This window comes from Paraburkholderia lebeckiae (assembly GCF_050436225.1).
Lineage (GTDB): Bacteria > Pseudomonadota > Gammaproteobacteria > Burkholderiales > Burkholderiaceae > Paraburkholderia > Paraburkholderia tuberum.
On sequence record NZ_JBNDLU010000001.1, the window covers coordinates 167,500 to 188,814 of the forward strand.

Annotated in this window: 21 protein-coding genes; 14 read left to right on the forward strand and 7 right to left on the reverse strand. The window is 62.0% G+C overall.

The window, feature by feature from the left end; all coding sequences use genetic code 11:
- The first annotated feature begins 43 nt into the window (after nt 1–43).
- Nucleotides 44–445: a RidA family protein gene (locus OKW45_RS00745; protein ID WP_184006966.1), complete on the forward strand. Its 402-nt coding sequence runs from the start codon at nt 44–46 to the stop codon at nt 443–445.
- A 47-nt stretch (nt 446–492) separates the two neighbouring features.
- Here the strand turns inward: OKW45_RS00745 and OKW45_RS00750 are convergent, their stop codons facing one another.
- Complete coding sequence (locus OKW45_RS00750; protein ID WP_429465241.1) at nt 493–1,257, reverse strand: DeoR/GlpR family DNA-binding transcription regulator; 765 nt, start codon at nt 1,255–1,257, stop codon at nt 493–495.
- Between the two features lie 334 nt (nt 1,258–1,591).
- Here OKW45_RS00750 and OKW45_RS00755 point away from each other — a divergent pair, with 334 nt between their 5' ends.
- The 7 genes from OKW45_RS00755 (at nt 1,592) to OKW45_RS00785 (ending at nt 8,306) form a co-directional block, all read left to right on the forward strand.
- Nucleotides 1,592–2,584: a 2-keto-3-deoxygluconate permease gene (locus tag OKW45_RS00755; RefSeq protein WP_429465243.1), complete on the forward strand. Its 993-nt coding sequence runs from the start codon at nt 1,592–1,594 to the stop codon at nt 2,582–2,584.
- 2 nt (nt 2,585–2,586) lie between these two features.
- Nucleotides 2,587–3,921 (forward strand): four-carbon acid sugar kinase family protein, encoded by a 1,335-nt coding sequence (locus tag OKW45_RS00760; RefSeq protein WP_429465245.1) that lies wholly within the window; start codon nt 2,587–2,589, stop codon nt 3,919–3,921.
- Nucleotides 3,918–4,919, forward strand: coding sequence for a 4-hydroxythreonine-4-phosphate dehydrogenase PdxA (gene pdxA / locus OKW45_RS00765; RefSeq protein ID WP_018424398.1), 1,002 nt, complete (start codon nt 3,918–3,920; stop codon nt 4,917–4,919). Before OKW45_RS00760 ends, pdxA begins: the two co-directional genes overlap by 4 nt.
- Nucleotides 4,920–4,940: 21 nt before the next feature.
- A complete protein-coding gene (locus OKW45_RS00770) occupies nt 4,941–5,537 on the forward strand; it encodes a TetR/AcrR family transcriptional regulator (RefSeq protein WP_429465247.1) in 597 nt (198 codons plus the stop codon).
- Nucleotides 5,538–5,643: 106 nt separating this feature from the next.
- The gene (yqhD, locus tag OKW45_RS00775; protein ID WP_429465249.1) at nt 5,644–6,798 is read left to right on the forward strand and encodes an alcohol dehydrogenase; all 1,155 of its coding nucleotides are present in this window, start codon (nt 5,644–5,646) and stop codon (nt 6,796–6,798) included.
- A gap of 41 nt (nt 6,799–6,839) precedes the next feature.
- Nucleotides 6,840–7,745 carry an NAD(P)-dependent oxidoreductase gene (locus OKW45_RS00780; RefSeq protein ID WP_018424401.1) on the forward strand — a complete coding sequence of 302 codons (906 nt, stop codon included), beginning with the start codon at nt 6,840–6,842 and terminating at the stop codon, nt 7,743–7,745.
- A 300-nt stretch (nt 7,746–8,045) separates the two neighbouring features.
- Nucleotides 8,046–8,306: a TetR/AcrR family transcriptional regulator C-terminal domain-containing protein gene (locus tag OKW45_RS00785; RefSeq protein ID WP_239499248.1), complete on the forward strand. Its 261-nt coding sequence runs from the start codon at nt 8,046–8,048 to the stop codon at nt 8,304–8,306.
- Nucleotides 8,307–8,318: 12 nt separating this feature from the next.
- On the opposite strand, the gene OKW45_RS00790 is transcribed toward OKW45_RS00785, so the two are convergent.
- The 4 genes from OKW45_RS00790 to OKW45_RS00805 form a co-directional block, all read right to left on the reverse strand.
- Nucleotides 8,319–8,708, reverse strand: coding sequence for a nuclear transport factor 2 family protein (locus tag OKW45_RS00790; protein WP_429465252.1), 390 nt, complete (start codon nt 8,706–8,708; stop codon nt 8,319–8,321).
- A gap of 108 nt (nt 8,709–8,816) precedes the next feature.
- On the reverse strand, nt 8,817–10,163 hold the full coding sequence (locus OKW45_RS00795; RefSeq protein ID WP_018424404.1) for an MFS transporter: 1,347 nt from the start codon (nt 10,161–10,163) through the stop codon (nt 8,817–8,819).
- Nucleotides 10,164–10,259: 96 nt separating this feature from the next.
- Nucleotides 10,260–11,783 (reverse strand): bifunctional 3-(3-hydroxy-phenyl)propionate/3-hydroxycinnamic acid hydroxylase MhpA, encoded by a 1,524-nt coding sequence (gene mhpA, locus OKW45_RS00800; protein WP_429469177.1) that lies wholly within the window; start codon nt 11,781–11,783, stop codon nt 10,260–10,262.
- A gap of 58 nt (nt 11,784–11,841) precedes the next feature.
- Entirely contained in the window at nt 11,842–12,690 is an 849-nt protein-coding gene (locus OKW45_RS00805) for a fumarylacetoacetate hydrolase family protein (RefSeq protein ID WP_429465253.1), read from the reverse strand.
- 146 nt (nt 12,691–12,836) lie between these two features.
- Between OKW45_RS00805 and OKW45_RS00810 the strand changes: the two genes are divergently transcribed.
- Entirely contained in the window at nt 12,837–13,403 is a 567-nt protein-coding gene (locus OKW45_RS00810; RefSeq protein WP_018424407.1) for a VOC family protein, read from the forward strand.
- Between the two features lie 43 nt (nt 13,404–13,446).
- Nucleotides 13,447–14,259, forward strand: coding sequence for an IclR family transcriptional regulator (locus tag OKW45_RS00815; RefSeq protein ID WP_018424408.1), 813 nt, complete (start codon nt 13,447–13,449; stop codon nt 14,257–14,259).
- A 21-nt stretch (nt 14,260–14,280) separates the two neighbouring features.
- Here the strand turns inward: OKW45_RS00815 and OKW45_RS00820 are convergent, their stop codons facing one another.
- Complete coding sequence (locus OKW45_RS00820) at nt 14,281–15,213, reverse strand: helix-turn-helix domain-containing protein (RefSeq protein ID WP_429465255.1); 933 nt, start codon at nt 15,211–15,213, stop codon at nt 14,281–14,283.
- 95 nt (nt 15,214–15,308) lie between these two features.
- On the opposite strand from OKW45_RS00820, the gene OKW45_RS00825 reads away from it, so the two are divergent.
- Nucleotides 15,309–16,556 (forward strand): DUF1479 domain-containing protein, encoded by a 1,248-nt coding sequence (locus OKW45_RS00825; protein WP_429465257.1) that lies wholly within the window; start codon nt 15,309–15,311, stop codon nt 16,554–16,556.
- A gap of 136 nt (nt 16,557–16,692) precedes the next feature.
- On the opposite strand, the gene OKW45_RS00830 is transcribed toward OKW45_RS00825, so the two are convergent.
- Complete coding sequence (locus OKW45_RS00830) at nt 16,693–17,778, reverse strand: LacI family DNA-binding transcriptional regulator (RefSeq protein ID WP_429465259.1); 1,086 nt, start codon at nt 17,776–17,778, stop codon at nt 16,693–16,695.
- Nucleotides 17,779–17,895: 117 nt separating this feature from the next.
- Here OKW45_RS00830 and OKW45_RS00835 point away from each other — a divergent pair, with 117 nt between their 5' ends.
- From OKW45_RS00835 to OKW45_RS00845, 3 genes are read left to right on the forward strand one after another with little or no spacing between them, the layout of a single operon-like run.
- On the forward strand, nt 17,896–18,915 hold the full coding sequence (locus OKW45_RS00835) for a Gfo/Idh/MocA family protein (protein WP_429465261.1): 1,020 nt from the start codon (nt 17,896–17,898) through the stop codon (nt 18,913–18,915).
- A 45-nt stretch (nt 18,916–18,960) separates the two neighbouring features.
- Entirely contained in the window at nt 18,961–20,532 is a 1,572-nt protein-coding gene (locus tag OKW45_RS00840; protein WP_429465263.1) for an acyl CoA:acetate/3-ketoacid CoA transferase, read from the forward strand.
- Nucleotides 20,525–21,307 (forward strand): enoyl-CoA hydratase/isomerase family protein, encoded by a 783-nt coding sequence (locus tag OKW45_RS00845; protein ID WP_429465265.1) that lies wholly within the window; start codon nt 20,525–20,527, stop codon nt 21,305–21,307. The genes OKW45_RS00840 and OKW45_RS00845 overlap by 8 nt, the downstream gene beginning before the upstream one ends.
- Nucleotides 21,308–21,315 lie beyond the last annotated feature (8 nt).

The window sequence follows — 21,315 nt, forward strand, 5'->3', positions numbered from 1 at the left end:
AAGCGGTGCGCACGGTGCTTTCCTTTTTCCGGAGTTACCTCGAATGGATGTATCTACAAAATTCTGGATGGTCGAGGGCGGCCCGACACCGGTAGGCCCTTTCTCCCATGCAACCGAGCACGACGGCTGGGTGTTTCTCACCGGCCAGATGCCGACGTCGCCGGAGGACGACAACGCACCGCTTCCCGAAGGCGTGGCCGCCCAGACGACACGAGTGATGGACAATCTGATACTGGTGATGAAGGGGATGGATCTGGGCCTCGAACATGTCCTTTCGGCGCGGATTTTCCTGACCGAATTCAAACGGGATTACGCGACGATGAACGCCGTCTATGCAGCTTATTTTCCGACTGGGAGATTGCCGGCGCGGACCTGTATCGGCGTAACCGGATTGGCGCGTGACGCGCTCGTCGAAATTGACTTCATTGCTCGCAGGCCGGGTTGAACAGCGACTCGATGCAGCCGTTATACCTGGCAGTCAATGTGCCCATGCTACCGCGTCGTCTCGACGGTCACCTCGCCGTGCAACAGGAATGAGGTCATCTCAGGTGCGTCGCGACGGGCATCGGTCACGAGCGTCCACTCGCGTTCGAGCGGTGTCCAGTGTTGCTGGCTTGCGCGGTCCAGCTTGTGCGAGGTGACCAGTACGAAGACTTGTGCAGCCTGCCTGATAACGCATTCCTTCAGGTAGGCCTGCTCCGCTGACGCCTCGCAGAGGCCTCGGTCAGCCACCACGCCGTCCGCGCCGAGAAATGCCTTGTCGACCGACAGGCGGCTCAAGGCAAGCTGCGCAAGCGGGCCGAGCGTGCTCATGCTGGTGGGACGCAGATCGCCGCCGATCAGCGTGACGGGCACTTCGCTCGCAGCGAGCGTGTTGACGGCCAACAGATTGTTGGTCACAACGCGAACCTCGCGACGGCCGGCGAGCAAACGTGCCATTGCCGCGGTGGTGGTGCCGCCGTCGAGAAAGATGGCGTCGCCATCCTGCACATGGCTCACGGCCACGCGCGCGATGGCCTCCTTTTGCTCGCGAAAACTCTCGCGGCGGCTATCGAGCGATTCCTCGGGTTCGTGAATACCGAGCGAAGCGGCCGCGCCTCCGTAGGTGCGCACGACGCGCCGTTCGTCGGCGAGCGCGCGCAGGTCGCGGCGAACCGTCGCCTCGGACATGCCGAAGTGCTCGCACAACGCGCTGACATCGGTCATGCCGGAGAGGACGGCCTGCAGCATTGCCTCGCGGCGGTTCGTAACTTTCATGGTGATGGTTTGCCTGGGTGGTGCGCCGTGTAAAGGCGTCGAATCGCGTAAGTGTAATCAAACGGGCTGGCGGGGCAATGGGGCGGGGCAGGCAGGTGTGCGCCGCGCGAATGTGCCCGCCTGCGGCTGCAGGCCCGCTGCGTCAAATTAACTGAATTGATTGAATCGATCAATTCAGGCGAAAGCCATCGCCACCATCATTTTCCAAATTCCCTCTGCAAAAAGACGTTATTCCAGAAAAATTTGCGCGAAGCGGGGGGCGGGCGTACACTCATAAATGATTGAATAGATCATTAAAGTGATCATATCGATCACAAACAACCGTGAGACAACTATGGCCCAACTACCCATCAAGCGCGCCATCGAACGCGTACCCGGCGGAATGATGATCGTCCCGCTCCTGCTCGGCGCAGTCATCGCCACCTTTCTGCCGGGCATGCCGAAATTCTTCGGCTCCTTCACGAATGCGCTGTTTACGGGTGCGTTGCCTATCCTTGCTGTGTTCTACGTGTGCATGGGCTCGTCCATCGATATCAAGGCGACGCCCTATCTGCTGAAGAAGGGCGGCGCGCTGTTTGCCGCGAAGGTGGGGACGGCGATTGTCGTCGGTTTCGTGCTGGGCCATTTTCTTGGCGAGATGCCCGTCTCCTCCGGACTGTTCGCCGGCATGTCGACGCTCGCGGTGGTCGCCGCGATGAACGACACCAACGGCGGCCTCTACATGGCGTTGATGGGGCAATATGGCAAATCTGAAGACGTCGGCGCGTACACGATCATGTCGCTCGAATCCGGCCCGTTCCTCACCATGGTCACGCTCGGCGTGGCCGGGCTTTCGGCGTTTCCCTGGCAGACGCTGGTCGGCAGCGTCCTGCCGCTGGCGGCCGGCATGCTGCTGGGCAATCTCGACCGGGAAATGCGCGCCTTTCTTGGCCGCGCCGTGCCGGTCATGATTCCGTTCTTCGCGTTGGCGCTCGGTGCGAGCCTCGACCTGCACAAGGTATGGCAAGCGGGCCTGCTGGGCATCGGCCTCGGCATTGCCGTGGTGATCGTCACGGGCATTCCCCTTTACCTGACCGATCGGCTGACGGGCGGCACGGGTGTCGCTGGGGTGGCGGCCGCCAACACGGCGGGCAACGGCGCGGCGGTGCCGGCGCTGATCGCCGCGGCCAATCCGGTCTACGCTGAAGCCGCCAAAAGTGCGACGCTGCTGGTTGCCGCGTGCGTGGTCGTGACGGCCATCGTCTCGCCCATACTCACCGCGGCTGTCGCAAAGCGTGTCGCCACGCGCACGGAAGCGAGCAACTCGACCGTCGGAGCGACACGTTGAGCATGAGTAAACTTCTGATCGTCGCCGACGACCTGTCCGGCGCCGCCGATTGCGCGATTGCCTTCGCCGCTGCTGGTCTGCGCACGGCGGTGAGCCTCACGGCGGCGCAGGCGATACCGCACGCCGAAGTGATCGCGGTGGATACTGACACGCGCCGTATGTCGCCCGCTGACGCGGCACGTTGCACGGGCGCGGCGTGGCAGGTATACGGCGCGCCGGCCTGCCGGTTGTACAAAAAAATCGATTCCACCTTGCGCGGCAACTGGGCCGCCGAAGTCGCCGGCTTGCAGCCGCTCGCGGGGCTCGCCATTGTCGCGCCGGCTTACCCGGCAACCGGGCGTACTGTGAGTGACGGCCGGGTCTTCGTGCACGGCATTCCGCTCGAAGAGACCGAAACCTGGCAGCTCGAACACGCTGAACGTTCTGCCGATCTCGCGACGATGCTGGAGTCCGCGGGCCTCACCACGGCGCTGCTGACGGTAGCGGCGCTGCGCGGCGATCGGCGGACATTGCGCGAGACGCTTGGCGCGGTGATGCGCGGCGGCGTGCAGGCGCTGGTCGTCGATGCGCAAACCGATGCGGACCTCAGGGCGCTCGCCGAGGCCACGGCGTCGCTCGACGGCGCGTTCTTCTGGGTCGGCTCCGGCGGACTGGCTCGCGAGCTGGCTTTGGTGAGCAGCCATTCCTCGCCCGCGCCGGACCAAAACGCGGCGGCGCCGCAGATGCACCGGCAGGACGGCGCGGTGCTGATTCTGGTCGGCAGCCTCTCGGCGGTCTCGGAGCAGCAATGCGCGATGCTGCGCGAGCGTGCGGGCATCGCCGAGTTCGTGGTGCCGCCCGCCTTGCTGCGAGACGCCGAGCGGCATCCGCAATGGCCGGGCTGGCAGGCCCGCGTGGCCGCTCACCTTGGCGAACGCACCGATCTGCTGCTGCGAATCGGGCGCGACGAAGCGTTCAATCCGGCCGAAGGTGCGCACCTGTCGAAGGCGCTGGCGGCGCTCGTTGCGCCATCGTTTGCGCATCTCAGCGGACTGATCGCCACCGGCGGCGAAACTGCGCGCGCGATGCTGAGCGCGGTCGGTATCGCCAGTTTGCAATTGCTGTCGGAGATCGAGCCGGGCGTCGCGGTAGCGCGTCCGCATGGCCGCGAGCACCTCAGGATTGTCACCAAGGCCGGCGCATTCGGCAGCGCGCATGCGCTGTACGGCGCTTACCTTCATCTGAGGAGCGCGACCGACTCCGCGCACGGCGGGCCGGAAGTCAGCAGCCCGGCCGGCCCCTCCACACCCTCAACGGCTTGCAACACGAGCCCACGGAATTCAGCCAAAACACTATGAGCAACTACCTTCCTGTCATCGGCATCACGATGGGCGACGCAGCCGGCGTGGGTCCCGAGATCGTGGTCAAGAGCCTGACGCACGAGTCGGTCTATCAGCAGTGCCGCCCGCTTGTCATCGGCGATGCGGCACGCCTGGAACGCGCGAATGAGATTCTCGGCGGTAGCGCCACGGTGCGTCGTATCGAGAACGCGTCGGAGGCCCGCTATGAGTCGGGGACCATCGAGTGTATCGACCTCGCGCTGATTCCCGTCGACCTGCCATTTGGCAAGCTGTCGGCACTCGCGGGCGACGCCGCCTACCGCTACATTGCGCGCGCGGTCGAGCTGGCAAAAGCCGGCGAGATCGACGCGATCTGCACGGCACCCTTGAACAAGGAGGCGCTTCACGCTGGCGGTCACAAGTATCCTGGCCACACCGAGATGCTCGCATATCTCACCGGCATCGACGAAGTCTCGATGATGCTCGTCGCGCCTAAATTGCGCGTGATTCACGTGACCACGCACATTGGCATCATCGATGCGATTCGCAAGATCGAGCCGGGCCTCGTGCAGCGCACGATCGAACGCGGTCATGCGACGCTCGTGAAGGCCGGCATCGCCAATCCGCGCATCGCCGTGTGCGGCATCAATCCGCATGCGGGGGAGAACGGCCTGTTCGGTTACGGCGAGGAAGGAGAAAAGATCGTTCCCGCGGTGCAGCGTCTTCGCGAGCGAGGCTGGGACATTGAAGGTCCGTTGCCTGCCGACACGCTTTTCTTCCGCGCTGGACGCGGCGATTTCGACCTGGTGGTCGCGATGTATCACGATCAGGGTCACGGTCCGGTCAAAGTTCTTGGGCTGGAGGCGGGTGTCAATGTGACGGTCGGTCTGGATGTGATCCGCACCTCGGTCGATCACGGCACGGCGTTCGACATCGCCGGCAAGGGCATTGCCGATGAGCGCAGTCTCCTCGAAGCCTTGCGTCAGGGTGCCGAGCTCGCCACGCGGCGAACCTGAGGCGCGGCGATGGGAGTACCTGTGCGCAGAACCGCGGACTTTCACCAGAAGCTGCTGGAGGCCGGCGTCGCGCTGTTTGCCGAAACCGGTTATCACGGCACCGGCGTGAAGGACATCGTTGCGCGCGCCGGCGTGCCGAAGGGTTCGTTCTACAACTACTTCGACAGCAAGGAAGCGTTTGGCGCGGCGATCCTGCGTCACTACGCGGACGAGCAGGCGGCAGAGTGGCAGCAGTATTCGATCGAAGCGGATGTGCCTGATCCGCTGCTCGCGCTACGCGGCATCTACGAGCGCATGGTGGCCGACTACGAGGCTTGTGAAGATCGTTGCGGATGCCTGTTAGGCAATTTTGCCGGCGAAATCGCGCAGTCGAGCGATCTGTGCCGTCGTGCGGCGCGCCTGACGGTCGACGAATGGCGCATGCGTTGTGCGGAGTACCTGCGCCGAGGACAGGAGTTCGGTTCGGTGCGCCGCGATCTTCCGGCTGAAGCAATGGCAGACCTTTTCTGGAACATGTGGGAAGGCAGCCTGTTGCGGATGAAGCTGGAGGACTCGGTCGAACCTTTGAAGGCCTGTGTGCATTCGATGTTCGATCTGTTTTTCAAGTCCTGGCAATAACAGTAAGCGAGGTCGGCGCGCCGGGCGGCGCGCAGTCGCTCTGCGGTGCGCGGTTTGTCCGCAGTTGAGACGACCGGTCATATCAATGCAGGAAAGCAAGGTTCCCATGCAAAACTTCATGTTCCACAATCCAACTCGCATTCTGTTCGGCGAAGGCCAGATCGCCGCACTCGACACGGAGGTCCCGCCCAACGCGCGCGTGATGATCACGTGCGGCGGCGGCAGCATCAAGAGCAATGGCGTGCTCGCGCAAGTACAGGCAGCGCTCGGCGAGCGCCCCTATTTCGTGTTCAGCGGCATCGAGCCCAATCCCACCTACGAAACCTTGATGCAGGCGGTCGAGTTGGCACGTGAGCGCGACCTCGACTTTCTGCTCGCAGTCGGCGGCGGCTCGGTGATCGACGGCACGAAGTTCATCGCGGCCGCACTGAAGTTCGACGGCGAACCGTGGGACATCCTCGCGAAACAGGTCGAAGTGCGCGACGCGATGCCGTTCGGCAGTGTGTTGACGTTGCCGGCCACGGGTTCCGAAATGAACAACGGCGGCGTGATCAGCCATCGCGCGAAAGGCGACAAGCTGCCGTTTCGCAGCGATGCAACCTATCCGCGATTTTCCGTGCTCGATCCGGTCACGACCTACTCGCTGCCGCCGCGGCAGATCGCCAACGGCGTCGTCGACGCATTCGTTCATGTCGTCGAGCAGTACCTGACCTATCCGGTCGATGCGAAAGTGCAGGACCGCTTTGCTGAAGGGCTGTTGATCACGCTGACCGAAGTGGGTCCGCAGGCGCTTGCCGAGCCGCACAACTATGCCGTGCGCGCCAACCTCATGTGGACCGCGACGCTCGCGCTCAACGGCCTGATCGGCGCAGGCGTGCCGCAGGACTGGGCGACTCACATGCTCGGCCACGAAATCACCGCGCTGCACGGGCTCGATCATGCGCAGACGCTCGCGATCGTGCTGCCGGCCATGCTGAGCGTGCGACGGCAACAGAAGCACGCCAAGCTGCTGCAATACGCGGAGCGCGTCTGGAACATTACCGAGGGTAGCGAGGACGAGCGCATCAACGCGGCGATCACCGCAACCCGCGTGTTCTTCGAGCGCATGTCGCTCGGGACCCGGTTGCGCGACTATCAGATTGACGGCAGCTCCATCGGCACGCTGATCAACAAACTTGAAGAGCACGGGATGACGGCGTTGGGCGAGCATGGCAACGTGACGCTCGAAGTCAGCCGCCAGGTCTATCAACTTGCAGTCTGAGCGATCCCGTGTCCGCTTGACTGTTCTCCTGGATTATCACCATGAAGATTGGATTCGTAGGTCTTGGCTCGATGGGCGCCGCAATTGCGATGAACCTGATCGAGTCGGGGCATGAGGTGCATGTTTTCAACCGCACGGCCGCGAGGGCGGAGCCTTTGCGCGCCGCTGGCGCACGGGTCGCCGCAAGCCCGGCGCACGCCGCGGAGTCGGCTGACGTCGTTTTCACGATGGTCGCCGACGATGCCGCGCATGCCGCCGTCACGTTCGGCGAGGCCGGTATTGCTAGCGCGCTGCGACCGGGCGCGCTGCATATCTCGATGAGCACGATTAGCGTGGCGGCCGCGCAGGATCACGCGGCGCGCTACCGCGAAGCGGAGCTCCCTTTCGTGTCCGCACCGGTATTCGGACGGCCCGACGCCGCTGCGGCGCGCAAGCTCTTCATCATGGCCGCGGGCGAGGACACGCATCTCACCGTCGCGGTCCCGCTTCTTGAGCAACTCGGACAGTCGGTCGGCATCGTCGGCACGGATCCTTCGCAGGCGAACCTTGTGAAGCTGATCGGCAATTTCATGCTGTCCGCGATCATCGAGACTTTGGGCGAGGCCTGTGCGGTGGCCGGCAAGGCGGGCATCGACCCGATGCGCCTCGTCGAATTGCTGACGAGCGCGAACTTCAACGCGCCGCCGTACAAGATCTACGGCCCGTTGATCGCGTCCCAGCAGTTCCAGCCGCCGGGTTTTTCGTTGCCGCTCGGCCAGAAGGACAACCGTCTGATGCTGGCGGCCGCCGAGGCGCTGGGTGTGCCGTTGCCGTTGGCGAGCCTCGTGCGTGACCGCTTCCTGACCTTGCGTTCGCAAGGGATGGGCGCCGCGCACGACTGGTCGGCCGTAGCGTTGTGTGCGTTGTCCGATGCGGGTATGAGCAAGCCGGTCCACTTCCCGACCTAGCCGCCTCGCGGCTGATTCGGCGGTCTTCACGCTGAGCCACACGATGACGAGCGCTGCCGCGGCCAGCCGCGGCAGCAGTAAGCCGTCCAGGGGCTACCATCCGAATCTTTGCCGGAAACTGTCTGCACTGAACGAGGATGTGAGCCCCACGGCGAAGATTGTCATGTCATCGGTGGCCTCGGCATGGCTCTTTTCAGACGCCTCTCGGAAACGCGCCACAGCGGTAATCAAATCAGGGTATCGCGTGGCGGGTTCGTCTGACCTTGGCAATGACCGCGCCGATGGCATGCAGTGGAAGCGTTGTTTTACGAACGTGGACTGAAGGTCGGCTGGCAAATGGTGACTGAGTTCCTGCAGCAGTCAAGCGAGACCGGCCAGTTGCGCAAGCGTGACCCGGCCGTCGCGGCAGCGCATCTTCGGGCGCTGTGCGAAGCGGAGTTGGTGGAGCTTTGCCTGTTGGGCGTGCCGGCGGACACGACGCCGCGCAACGTCACGAAAGTCGTTCACAGAGCGGTTGACGTGTTCCTGGCCGCGTATGGATGCGCTCAGTCGCCGGGCTGATAGCGCTTCACGTCAGTCCGGCAAACGCCCGGAATGGACGTGCCATAGCTTCCAGACAGCTTCGCGTTGGATCCAGATCTGCGTGACGAGCGCGCGAATCTCGACCTCAGATCCATCCGTCCTGCGCACCAGCGATTGCTCAAGCCGACCCGTCGTAATCACCATGTCTGGCAGAAACCGGTACGCGAGCGGCTGCGGCCGCTTAATCTGCCGCGTGTCGATCTTCTCGGCGAGGAAAGTCAGATACTCCGACTTGCCATGAACGCAGCCGGATGAGTGAACGAACATCAACTCGTCGTCGAGAAGCGAGGCCAGTATCAGCATGTCCCCTGACACCGTAGCGTCGCAGCGTTGTTTTTCCATTGCGTCGACGGCGGTTTGAGCGAACGCATTCTTCATCATGATTCCCCTGCGGATGCGGCATGCGCGCGGCCCGTCAGGAACGGCACCGGCTGCCAGTTCAGTTGTATGTTCGTGGGCATTTTCCGCACCGCGAGTCGTTCGCCGCGGTCAACGCAATAATTCGCCGCTCAGTCGATTTCCCTGCGAAATGGGTTCGGCCGCGAACCTTCCCATCGGCAATGCACAGCTTGCAATCAGCGCGACCGCGGATGCGCCCATAACGTAGTAGGCTGGCGCTGCGAGGGAACCGGTCTGGCGAATCAGTAGAGTGGCCAGCAACGGCGCAAAACCGCTGAATACGACGACAGACAGGTTGTATGCAAGCGCGATTCCACTGAATCTGACCTGGACAGGAAATTGATCGGCGAGTACCGACGCCCACGTACCGCTTGCCAGTGAGAAAACGACGCCGGCGAGGACAAATAGCACGACCGGATCGACGGTATGGTTGACGAGCGCTTGATAGAACGGGTAGCTCAACAGGATCAATAGCGCCGCGGACGTGCGCAGGAGATACCGGCGCGGGATCTTGTCCCCGAACCAGCCCGCAGCGAGCAGGCCGAAAGAGCTGACAATCAGATAGGCGTTCTGGGCAATCGCCGCGGTCCGGGGCGCGTAGTGCAACTGCTGCACGAGATAAGCGGGCATGTGACCGTACAGTATGCCGTTGACGCCGGCCATCACCGCGATCGTGAGCGCTCCCGTCGCAACGGCCTTGCCATGACGTCGCAGCGTCTCGCGAAACGGTTGTTTGACTACGGCTCCGTGCATCTCCTTGAACTCGGGAGACTCGTCCAGATTGCGGCGCATCCAGTAGGAGACAATCCCGCAAACGCCGCCGAACAGGAACGCGATCCGCCAGCCATATGCCGCCGCATCCGCACTCGACAGGTAGGTCTGGATGCCGAGGTTGACGAACGTAGCCAGCAACACGCCCACGTTGACCGCGCAAATGATGATGCCCGCGGCAAGGCCCGCGCGATGCGGTGCCGCTTCCACCGCATAGGTGATGGCGCCGGGCATTTCTCCGCCGACGCAAAAACCCTGCAGCATGCGAAGCATGATCAACAGGATCGACGCGGTCATGCCCCAGCTCTGGTAGTTGGGCAGCAGCCCCAGACAGATGGTCGCGGTCGTGACCACAATGATCGAGCCAAGGAATACCGGACGCCGGCCATAACGGTCGCCCCAGCTACTGAGCACAATCCCGCCGAGCGGCCGGATCACGTATCCGATCGCAAGCACGGAGAAAGTCGCGAGCATGCTGATCAGCGACGACGCATTCGGGAAAAACTGGGCCGCGATGTTATGCGCAAAAAAGCCGTAGACGATGAAATCGTAAAACTCCAGCGAGCCGCCAAGGCTCGCGATGAGAATCATCTTCCACTGCGACCATGTCAGGCCGGGGGGCTGCGGTTGGTCGGCGCCGCCGACCGGATTACGGGTTGTCTCCATGACTCCTCCAGTGATTGTTGGCTTCTGTGTCCAATGATGTGCGTGCGTTGGTAACGATGTCTCTCGCGCTTCAACGCGTTTTGCGGGCTTACCAGGTCACGCGCTCTCTGTCTGCAGGCCAGGTAATGCGTGTTCAAGCAGACAGCACAAGGATTCCGCCTCCTGAGCGACGCCATACACATACCGGTCGGGACGTATAAGCACAGCCGAAGCGCCGGTTGAAGCTAACCACTCACGGACGGCAACCCCTTCGCTGGCGACGATCTCGACGCCAGCCTGCGCGGCGCGACTGGAAATGTCGCTACATTCAGCGAGCAACTCCGGTAGCACGACGAGTGCAAAGCGATAACCGACCACGTCGTCCAGCAGGCGTCCGTCCGCCAGACGGGGTTGGGGTGCGATTTGTCCAACAACGCCTGACGGTTCATCGAGACAGGCTCCCGGGCCGAGCTTCGGTTGCGGGGTGACGAAATTGCGAATCGCTGCGCTCATTTCGCTGTCGCGGCTGCTGGAAAGCTCCGGACGGGTCGTCTGAATCACGGACCCGAGTTGTACCGCTGTTTCGATAAATTCGCGCACGTGCGGCGAGCGCTCGGATTCGTAGGTATCGAGCAGGGTATCAGGCGCCTCTGCGCGGATGACGGCACCCAGCTTCCATGCGAGATTCGACGCGTCGCGAATGCCGGCCGCCATCCCCTGGCCCATGAAGGGCGGCGTCTGATGCGCTGCATCTCCGGCAAGCAGAAGTCGTCCACGGCGCCAGCCGTTGGCCACCACCGAGTGAAAGGTGTAGATGGCGGAACGTTCGAGGCGTGCGTCGGCCGGCGAAATCCAGCGAGCGAGCTTGCCCCACAGCCACTCATGAGAACCGAGTTGTGCCGCATCATCGCCGGGCATCACCATGATCTCCCAGCGGCGGCGATTGCCGGGCCCGCGCGTGTAGGTGGTCGGGCGCGCCGGGTCGCAGTATTGAATCGAGTAATCGCCGAGGTCGGGCCGAGGGGTGTCAAGCAATACGTCGACGACCACCCAACGTTCATGCGATTTCAGATCGGTGAGTTCAGTGCCCATGAAGCGCCGCGCAATCGAGCGTGCGCCGTCGCAGCCGACGACGTAACGGGCAGTGGCATGGCCGAGCTTGCCGCAACTCGTGTCTTCGAAGCGGAGCCGGACGCCATTGCTCGTCTCGTCTAGCGCGAACACTTCGTGACGCAGGCGCACATCGACATTCGGCTGGCCGGCCAGGCGTTCACGTAACGCGTTCTCGAGATCGGGCTGATGAAACTTGTAACTCGCGCACCAGCCATGCGGCCCGATGCAAGTAGGGCGCTGCCAGTTGATCAGCAACGTGCCCTCGGCGTTCACGAATGTCATGCCGGGACCGACAAACAGCTTGGGAAGCAGTGAGTCCGCGATGCCGACGGTCTGGAACACGCGCATGCATTCGCCATCGAAGTGCACTGCGCGAGGCAGCGCGAAAATGTCCTTGTCTCGCTCCAGCACCAGCACCCGCAAGCCTTCGATTGCCAGCAGGTTGGCCAGTGTCGCGCCGGTGGGCCCGAGGCCGATGACTGCCACGTCGTAATCACACGCGTGCGTCGAAATGGTTTTATCTGACATGTCTGAGTCCGTCTGGAAGACGCCGGGCGCACGCACAGCGTGAGTCCGGCGCCGGGTGTTACTCGTCGGCAACCGGATTGGACAGCACACCGATCCGGTCAACCTCCACTTCCGTCACGTCGCCCGGCTTCATGAAGAGCGGCGGGTTGCGTTTCGCGCCGACGCCGCCGGGCGTGCCGGTCACGATCACATCTCCTGGAGAGAGCGGGGTGAATGTCGACAGGTAGGCGATCTGTTTGGCGATGCCGTGGATCAGCATCTGCGTCGTCGCGCGTTGTACTTCCTGGCCGTTCAGGCGGGTGACGAGCGTCATTACCGCGTTGGGTTCGATCTCGTCGCTCGTCACCATCCACGGCCCGAACGCGCCGGTGCGATAAAAGTTTTTACCCGGCCCCCACTGGCTCGTATGGCGCTGCCAGTCCCGCACGGAGCCGTCGTTGTAACAGGCGTAGCCAGCGATGTGATTCCACGCGTCGGCTTCGGCAATGCGCCGTCCGCCGCGACCGATGACGACGGCAATTTCGCCCTCGTAGTCGAACTGCTGCGACTCCGGCGGACGCAGCATCGGCTCGCCATGGCCAACCTGCGAAGCCGGCACGCGCATGAAGATGACCGGCTGCTCGGTGGTCTCGCGATTGGTTTCCTTGACGTGCTCGGCATAGTTCAGCCCGATACAGAAGATCTGCCCGGGGTTCGTAATGACCGGCAACAGCGTGACTTCCGACAGCGGGTAGTCGCCCTGCGTACCTTCGGCCGCCTGGGCGGCCTCACCGAATGCATCGGCGGCAATCAGCGCTTTCAGATCCGCATAGCGGCCGCCAAGACGCTTGCCGAGGTCGAATACGGTTGCGTCGCGAACGATGCCGAACGAGGGGCCTTGATGGGTAGAAAAGCTGGCGAGTTTCATTGATGCTCCAGTGGATAAAAAGTCGATGCGATCAGCGCTTCGATCCTTCAAAAAGTTGTGCATTTATCTTATTTTGAGAATAAACTAAATTTAACAAAGGACACAACGTCTTTTTTGTTAGGGTTTATCACTATGTGGAGACAAGCATGAACGGTATGAAGCAAGCGCGAGCGGGCCTGTCGCTGAGTCACATGGGTTTTTATGTGAGCGACATGGCACGGCTGGAGGACTTTTATTCCCGGGTGCTGGAGTTCACCGTAACGGATCGGGGAACGCTGCAGACGCCGCACGGCACTGTGCGACTCGTGTTCTTGAGCCGCGATCCCGCGGTGCATCACCAGATCGTGCTCGCGAGCGGCCGCCCCGAACACTTGACGTTCAATCCGATCAACCAGATTTCGTTCGAAGCGGACAGCCTTGCCACGCTGAGGCAGTTTTACCAGCGGTTCGTCGCGGAAGGCCTGGAGGAAATCAACCCCGTCACTCACGGCAATGCGATCTCGATCTATGCGCGCGATCCCGAAGGCAACCGCCTCGAACTCTTCATCGACACGCCGTGGTATGTCGATCAGCCAATGCGGGTGCCTGTCGACTTCAACTTGCCCGACGCTGAACTGATCGCGGCCGTCGAACACCATGCGCGCGCGCTATCGGGGTTCAGGCCGCGCAGCGTCTGGCAGGCAGAAATGGCCGAGCGGATGGGGCTTGCATAAGCGCGGATATAATCCGTTCACACACGAGGAGCCCTGCACAGAGATGTCGAGCATCACGAGACTGTTATCCATACTCGAGCTGTTTTCGGAGGCGAAGCCGTTCCTGTCCGTCGAAGACGTTGCCACCGAACTCGACTGCTCGATTCCAACGGCTTACCGCTATGTGCGCGAGCTCGTGGACGCCGGCTTGCTCATCCGCTTTGCAGGCGGGGACTATGGTCTCGGCCCTCGCATCATCAAGCTTGATTACCATCTGCGCGTGTCGGATCCGCTGCTTGCGATCGGCCAGCCGATCATGCGCGAGTTGAGCGAACACTCGGGCTTCGATGTGGTGATGTCGCGCTGGTACGGCAGCGAGCTCGTTGACACGCATCGCGAAACGCACGAGGCGGCGCTTGACCTCCGATACGGCCGGGGCCGTCCGCGGCCCCTGTTTCTCGGCGCCGCTCCAAAAGCGATCCTGTCCACGTTTCCGAAGGCCAAGCTGGCGGTTCTGTTCGATCAGTATGCCGAAGAGATCGCGCAAAGCGGCTTGGGGACGACACTCGACGAGTTTCGCGCGTCGCTGCTCAAAATCCGACGCGCGGGCTTTTACCTGTCGAGGGACGAACTGGAAAACGGCGTTTCTGCACTGGCGTCGCCGCTGTTCACGGACGATTCGGGCGAAGCAGTCGGATCGCTTGCGGTGATCGTACCGACGCAGCGCCTCGAATTTGCGAATCTGGACCGGCTCGTAGAATCGATCCGGGAGGCAGCGGCGCGAACCTCCCAGCGCACGCGTGCGGTCATCGAAAGCAGGGGAATCGGAGCCGTCGCTTCGTCGCACACGATATCGCGAGCCAAGCGCTCCGCTTAGTCACAAGCTGAAGGCCATTCATCAGCGGTCCAGGGATGGCGACCTCGCCTCCAGTGTCAACGCGGCATTCAGTTGATGTCGTGGCCGACCCGCAAACTCTTTCCGATAGGCTGCGGGAGTCGTCTTTTTTAGTGCGCGAAATTGACGGTTGAAATTGGCAACGTTGGGAAATCCCGAATGCGCGGCGATAACCGACACGGGCCATGAGGTGTCTGCGAGCATTCGACATGCGTGACCGATTCGCACACGGCTCACATACTTCCCGACACTTTCGCCGATATGCTGAACAAAATATCGATTGAGTGTGCGCTCTGAAAGGGTTGCGGCGGCGGCTAATTCCGCCAGTGTCAGCCGTTCGGCAAACCGTGCCTCGATAACTGCTAACGCCCGATTTATCCGCTCCGGCTCGTGGCCGGAAGGCCGCCCCACGTTACCCTGATCAAATGCGCTGGGGGACGCGAGTGGCCGTGCTTCCTCATCGGCCAATGTGCACAGGATGTCCAGCGCAACGCTGAGTCTCTCTCTGGGAGACACTGACAAAAGACCCTCGAGTCGACTACGCACCGTTGCCCCGGCTTCCGCTCTGAACGCAAGGCCGCAGGCAGCGCGTCGCAGAAGCCGATGAAGTGCTTCGTACTCGGGGCAGCAATCTGCCAGTCGTCGCGCCCAGTCGCCTTCGAACCAGATGACGATGGCGACCTGCGGGGCGCTGTCGTCGATCGAACGGTTCGACGACCAGGTATGAGGCAAGTCCGGCGGGACGAGCACCAGGTCATCGCCCTCGTACCCGGCGATCGAGTCACCGATGTAGCGCTTGCCACGGCTATTCATCGTCAAGGTGAGTTCATATTCCGGGTGATGGTGCCATTCGAACGGAATACGCGGAAGCTTCCGGTGATAAACCCGCACGGAGCATCCGGCGCTCATCTCGACATGTTCGTATAGAGGCTTCATGGCTGGAATCGCAAAGAAGTTGACCTTATTGTATCACCCGTCCATCGTGGCCCAGGCTAAGCTTCAGTCATCAAAGAACACCAGGAGACGCCACCATGGAATCCCTTCACATCGACGATTTGCCGACCGCTATTCGGGCGGCTAAAAAGCTGTTGCGCGCCGGCCTTCCGAACTATAAGGAAGTATTCCAGCAGGTCGAAGCTGAAATTCAGCGCAAGGTCGCTACCATCGTGGCGCAGCGTGCCCGCGGTGAGTCCGTCATTCCTGAAATCCAGTATGCGGATATCGCGGCTGACCGGGTGAGCGCCGCGCAGATCGCATCGATCAAGGATCGAGGGGCCTGCGTCGTCCGGGGCGTGTTCAGCCGCGAGCGCGCTGAAGGCTGGGACGCGCAGGTCGCTGAGTATGTCGAGTCCAATGACCTCGACGAAAAACTCGCGCATCGCGCAGAAGACAAGTACTTCGGCAACCTCGCTTCGAGCAAGCCCCAGATCTATGGCATTTACTGGTCGAAGCCTCAGGTCGAAGCGCGCCAGGCGCCCGAACTCACTCAGACGCGCGTCTTTCTGAACCGTCTCTGGAAACACGACAGCGAAGGGCGCGTTCATTTCGATCCGGACCGCGTTCCGGTGTACGCGGACCGGCTGCGACGTCGCCCCCCCGGCTCGGAGTCGCTCGGGCTGTCTGCTCATTGCGACGGTGGGTCAGTCGAACGTTGGCTTGACGACAATTTCCGGCGTGTTTATCGACACGTGTTTAGTGGCGACTGGCGCCGCTACGACGCGTTCGATGCCGCGTATCGCCCCGAGGCGAGAGAGATTCCGTCACCGACTGTCTGTTCGATGTTCCGTACTTTCCAGGGCTGGACAGCGCTCACTCCGCAAGGTCCGGGAGACGGCACGCTTCAGCTTGTGCCAATTGCCAACGCCATGGTGTATGTGTTGTTGCGCGCTCTCCAGGATGACGTGCCAGAAGACGATCTGTGCGGCGCATTACCTGGCCGCGCACTTTCGATCAAGCGGGAGTGGCATGGTCCGCTTCAAGAAGCGTTGTCCTCCATTCCACTGATGCAGGCAGGGGACACCGTCTTCTGGCATAGCGACGTGATTCACGCGGTCGAAGATGCTCATCGTGGCAAGGGCTACAGCAACGTCATGTACATATCGGCTGCGCCAGCGTGTGCAAAGAACGACGCCTACCTTAAACGCCAGCTGCCGACCTTTCTCAACGGAGATAGCCCGCCGGACTTTCCTGCGGACAATTTCGAAGTCGACTTTGTCGGACGTGCGGCGGAGGCAGACCTGACTGAACTCGGCAAGGACCAGATGGGCTTTACGCTGTGAAACGCCCTCGCTGGGGGTTCAAGGCAATCGCCGATTCGTAGGCGGGTAGCCTGGGTCGGTTCGGGGTTAGCCAGGCGGCCCGAAAGATCCGGCCAGGCTCTCTGGCTGACGCGCGATGTATCAAGGGGGCAGAAGTCTATTGCCGCTGCCCTGCAACGCGACGTTCTGTGCGGGTGGGATCGATCGACAGAGACGGGTGGCGCCCCGCGGAGCCCACGCTTGATTCTCTGACGACTAGCTGCGGAACGGCGAAGTACTGCACGGGTGGTTCTTTTCCGTCCGCCGCTGGATCGAGCCTGGCCAGCAGCGTCTCACTAGCGATCGTGCCGAGTTTGTCCGCGCCGGCGGAAAGAGTAGTGAGCGGCGGATTGGTATGTTCTGCCGCCACCACATTGTCACAGCCAACGACCGCGAGCGCCTTGCCCGCACGTTTGCCCATTCGGTCCAGCTCATGCAACACGCCAAACGCAACCTGGTCGTTATAGCAAACCACCGCCGTCGGACGAGGCCGCATCTCGAAGATGGCGCGGACTGCCTTGCGACCGCCCTCCGGAGTCAGTTCAACATCGATGATCCACTCGTCGGCGACAGTGAGGGCATGACTGGCCATCGCCGCGAGGTAGCCCTGCCTGCGCTGGTTCGCAACCGCATACCCGGTTCGATTGCCGGCGAATGCGATACGTGTGTGGCCCTGAGCAATCAGATGTTCCGTCGCGAGAGCGAATCCAAAGCTGTTGTCGACTCCGACCGTGTCGACATCCGTGCCCATCGGTCGCATGACAAGGACAAGTGGAATTCCCCAGGACTTGATCTCGTCCGGCAGTTGCTCAGGTGTTCCCAGCGCAGGAGACATGATCAGGCCGGCCACATTCTGCTCACGCATCGATTGCAGAACACGGGTTTGGGTCGCGACGTTTTCGGCAGTATGCGCCATCAGCGTCGTGTATCCGGACTGCGCGAGTACCCGCTCGATGGCGACGAGCAACTCGACAAAGAAGGGATTAGTCAGATCATTAATGACCATCCCGACGATGGTACTTCGGGTCCCGCGCAGATTTGCTGCGCCGCGGTTGTAGACGTAGCCGAGGAGCTGTGCCGCCGCCCGAACCTTGTCGGCCGTCTCCGCCTTGATTTTTGGGCTCTGCTGAAGGACCAGCGAGACCGTCGACTTGGATACGCCCGCAGCCGCTGCAATGTCCTGAATCGTCGGAACGGTTTTCATGTTGCTTTGCACAATTGGAACGTTCCAAAAAGTGTTTGACACGGTGAAATGAGTCTACTACAGTTGGTTGGAACGATCCAATAAACGCTAGTTGGAACGTTCCAATGGAGAGAGACAATGGCTACTAATATTCGCTGGGCGCTGATCGGCGCCAGCACCATAGCGGACGAGTGGATGGTCGACGCGATCCGGTCGCAGCCGGACGGCGCGATCGAAGCCGTCGTCAGTGGCAGCGCCGGGCGCGCCCGCGAGTTCGCCGACAAGCATCGGATTTCAAAGTCCGGCACGAACCTCGATGAGATCCTCGCCGATCGCGACATCGACGCGGTCTACATCAGCAGCACCAACGAAAAACACCTGTCTCAGGTACTGGCGGCTGCCGCTGCCGGCAAACACGTGCTCTGCGAAAAGCCGCTTGCGCTCTCAGAGGCTGACGCCGCTCAGATGATCGAGGCGTGCGCCGCGCATGAGGTCATCCTCGGCACGAACCATCACCTGCGGTGTGCAGCGACACACCGCCGTCTGCGCGAACTCATCCGTTCAGGCGCGGTGGGCACGCCACTTTACGTGCGAGTCTTCCACGCGGTCTCCCTGCCTCCGCACCTGCGCGGCTGGCGAATCGAGCGCCCCGATGCGGGCGGCGGTGTCGTGCTCGACATCTCCGTGCACGACGCCGACACCCTTCGCTTCATTCTGGATGCAGAACCCGTCGAAGTGAGCGCGATGACCTCGTCCGGAAGCATGGGTACACGCGGCCTCGCCGACGGCGTGATGGGAATCATCCGGTTCAGTAACGGCGTGCTTGCCCAGATACACGACGCGTTCACCGTGCCGTACGCACCGACCGGCCTCGAGGTCCACGGGACCGAAGGCTCGCTCATCGCACGTGACGTGATGACCCAGCGCGCCGTTGGAGAAATCGAGCTGCGTTCAGCAGCAGGTTTCGAAATCATCGAGGTCGTCCACCAGGACCTTTATGTCACCGCGGTCGCCCAGTTCCATCGCGCTGTTCTCCTCGGAGAGGATCCCGCAGCGACCGGCGGGGACGGATACCGGTCACTGGTTAGCGCGCTTGCGCTTCAGGAGTCGGCTTCGACCGGTGCACACGTCGCCGTCCCGCAGCAGTTCGCGCGCTGAGTCAGTTTGAGGAGATCTATTGTGGGTTCCAGCAAAGTTATTTCGATGGCGACTGCCGCAGGCCTGATCAACGATGGTGACGTTGTGACCGTCAGTTCGTCGAGTGGCCTTGGCTGCCCCGACGCCATGCTGGCGGCGATCGGGACGCGCTTTGAAACCGAGGGCCATCCTCGAGCACTTTCGCTGCTGCATCCGATCGCAGCCGGCGACATGTATGGCGTCAAAGGTATTGACCATCTGGCAAAGCACGGGCTTATCAAGTCGATCATCGCCGGTTCGTTTCCCAGTGGCCCGTCGAGTCTTCCGATGCCCGACATCTGGCGGATGGTCGTCGACAACGAAATCCGCGCATACAACCTCCCGAGCGGGGTGATGTTTGACATGCATCGGGACGCGGCCGCGAAGCGCCCTGGTGTCCTCACCAAGGTGGGGCTCGACACTTTCGTCGATCCGGACCGGCAGGGCGGCGCAATGAACAGTCTCTCGGAATCCGAGCCGATCGTGGCCAAGGTCACGTTCGCGGGCGAGGAGTGGCTCTTCTTTCCGAATATCGTGCCGCGCGTCGCTATCGTGCGTGCCACCACAGCGGATGAGCGGGGCAACCTGTCTTACGAACACGAAGGCGCGCTGCTTGGCGGCCGCGACCAGGCGCTTGCGGTGCGCAATAACGGCGGCATTGTCATCGCCCAGGTCAAGCGAGTCGTGAAGGCTGGGTCGCTCGGTACGCAGCAGGTGCATATTCCGTGCAACCTCGTTGACTACGTGGTCGTGGACCCCGAGCAGAAACAGACGACGCAGATCGAATACGACCCGGAGATCAGCGGCGAAATCAAGGTTCCGGACAGCGAATTTGCATTGGCCGACTGGAACGCAGAAAAGGTGATTGCCCGTCGCGCGGCGATGGAGATCGCAGACGGAGACGCGGTGAATCTTGGCTTCGGCATTTCGGCCAACGTTCCGCGCATTCTCCTTGAAGAAGGACTCAACGGCCGGGTGACGTGGGCCATCGAGCAGGGTGCGGTGGGCGGTATGCCGCTGCTCGGCTTCGCCTTCGGTTGCTCGGCAAACGCCGACGCGATCATGCCGTCGCCTTCGCAGTTCATCTACTTCCAGGGAGGCGGCTTCGACGTTTCGCTGCTGTCGTTCCTGCAGATCGACCGCAACGGCCACGTGAACGTGTCGAAGCTGCCCAGCAAGCCGTACCTGACTGCCGGATGTGGCGGCTTCATCGACATTACGACGCACGCGAAGAAGCTCGTCTTCTCGGGCTTTTTCACAGCCGGCGCGAAGCTGGAGGTCGGTCACGGACGGCTGACGATCCTTCAGGAGGGCAAATCGAAGAAGTTCGTCGGCGAGGTCGACCACGTCACATTCAGCGGCCGCATGGCGCAGCAGCGTGGTCAGCAGGTGCTGTATGTGACTGAACGCTGTGTGCTGCGGCTCACGAAGGAAGGTCTTGAAGTGATCGAAGTGGCGCCGGGCATCGACCTGAACAAGGACGTGCTTGAGCAGGCGGACTTTCCTCTGATTGTTTCACCGGATTTGAAGACCATGAATGCGGCGATTTTCAGCGAATCGCCGTACGGCCTGCAACTCGGGGAGGCACGTCGTGGCTGATATCGATGCAATCCAGTTCGAGCGCAGCGGCGCAGTCGCTGTTGTCACGTTGAACCGCCCCGAGAAGCTCAATGCCTTGACCCCACCAATGCTGATGCGTCTGGAGGCGGTCGTCGCTGAGCTTGATACGTGGACCGATGTGCGCGCCGTGGTCCTGACGGGTTCGGGAACGAAGGCTTTCTGCGTGGGTGCGGACATCAATGAATGGTCCGCGCTGACGCCACTTGATATGTGGCGTCAGTGGGTACCGCGCGGACACAGGATCTTTGATCGTTGGGCTGCGCTTCGTGTACCGGTCATTGCCGCTATCAATGGACACGCGCTCGGAGGCGGGCTGGAGCTTGCCGCAGTGGCGGACATCCGGATCGCAGACCCTGCCGCGACCTTCGCGCTTCCGGAAGCCGGTATAGCGACATGTCCGGGCTGGTCTGGCACGCAACGGCTTGTCTCGATCATTGGGGCGAGCAAGGTCAAGATGCTCGCGCTCACCGGCAGACGTATCGACTCCACGCGCGCTCACGAGATTGGTCTGATCGACGAGCTTGCGTCAGCGGGCGGTGTATTGAACGCCGCGCTGGAGATGGCCGAACAGATCGCACGTCTCGCGCCCGTGTCGGTGCAACTGACCAAGCAACTGGTGAACGCGGCAAATGGCGAGGGTGCTGCGGCCACCCTTGAGGCAATGGCGGGTGCATTGGCGGCAACCACCGCGGATGCGCGTGAGGGAATGCTGAGCTTTCGCGAAAAGCGGCCGGCGAACTTTGAGGGTAACTGACATGACGA

Excerpts from the sequence above, each read along its gene's own strand:
- OKW45_RS00745 (WP_184006966.1), top strand. The coding sequence starts at position 44 with ATGGATGTATCTACAAAATTCTGGATGGTCGAGGGCGGCCCGACACCG.
- OKW45_RS00750 (WP_429465241.1), bottom strand. The coding sequence starts at position 1,257 with ATGAAAGTTACGAACCGCCGCGAGGCAATGCTGCAGGCCGTCCTCTCC.
- OKW45_RS00755 (WP_429465243.1), top strand. The coding sequence starts at position 1,592 with ATGGCCCAACTACCCATCAAGCGCGCCATCGAACGCGTACCCGGCGGA.
- OKW45_RS00760 (WP_429465245.1), top strand. The coding sequence starts at position 2,587 with ATGAGTAAACTTCTGATCGTCGCCGACGACCTGTCCGGCGCCGCCGAT.
- pdxA (WP_018424398.1), top strand. The coding sequence starts at position 3,918 with ATGAGCAACTACCTTCCTGTCATCGGCATCACGATGGGCGACGCAGCC.
- yqhD (WP_429465249.1), top strand. The coding sequence starts at position 5,644 with ATGCAAAACTTCATGTTCCACAATCCAACTCGCATTCTGTTCGGCGAA.
- OKW45_RS00780 (WP_018424401.1), top strand. The coding sequence starts at position 6,840 with ATGAAGATTGGATTCGTAGGTCTTGGCTCGATGGGCGCCGCAATTGCG.
- OKW45_RS00790 (WP_429465252.1), bottom strand. The coding sequence starts at position 8,708 with ATGATGAAGAATGCGTTCGCTCAAACCGCCGTCGACGCAATGGAAAAA.
- OKW45_RS00795 (WP_018424404.1), bottom strand. The coding sequence starts at position 10,163 with ATGGAGACAACCCGTAATCCGGTCGGCGGCGCCGACCAACCGCAGCCC.
- mhpA (WP_429469177.1), bottom strand. The coding sequence starts at position 11,783 with ATGTCAGATAAAACCATTTCGACGCACGCGTGTGATTACGACGTGGCA.
- OKW45_RS00805 (WP_429465253.1), bottom strand. The coding sequence starts at position 12,690 with ATGAAACTCGCCAGCTTTTCTACCCATCAAGGCCCCTCGTTCGGCATC.
- OKW45_RS00810 (WP_018424407.1), top strand. The coding sequence starts at position 12,837 with ATGAACGGTATGAAGCAAGCGCGAGCGGGCCTGTCGCTGAGTCACATG.
- OKW45_RS00815 (WP_018424408.1), top strand. The coding sequence starts at position 13,447 with ATGTCGAGCATCACGAGACTGTTATCCATACTCGAGCTGTTTTCGGAG.
- OKW45_RS00820 (WP_429465255.1), bottom strand. The coding sequence starts at position 15,213 with ATGAAGCCTCTATACGAACATGTCGAGATGAGCGCCGGATGCTCCGTG.
- OKW45_RS00825 (WP_429465257.1), top strand. The coding sequence starts at position 15,309 with ATGGAATCCCTTCACATCGACGATTTGCCGACCGCTATTCGGGCGGCT.
- OKW45_RS00830 (WP_429465259.1), bottom strand. The coding sequence starts at position 17,778 with ATGAAAACCGTTCCGACGATTCAGGACATTGCAGCGGCTGCGGGCGTA.
- OKW45_RS00835 (WP_429465261.1), top strand. The coding sequence starts at position 17,896 with ATGGCTACTAATATTCGCTGGGCGCTGATCGGCGCCAGCACCATAGCG.
- OKW45_RS00840 (WP_429465263.1), top strand. The coding sequence starts at position 18,961 with ATGGCGACTGCCGCAGGCCTGATCAACGATGGTGACGTTGTGACCGTC.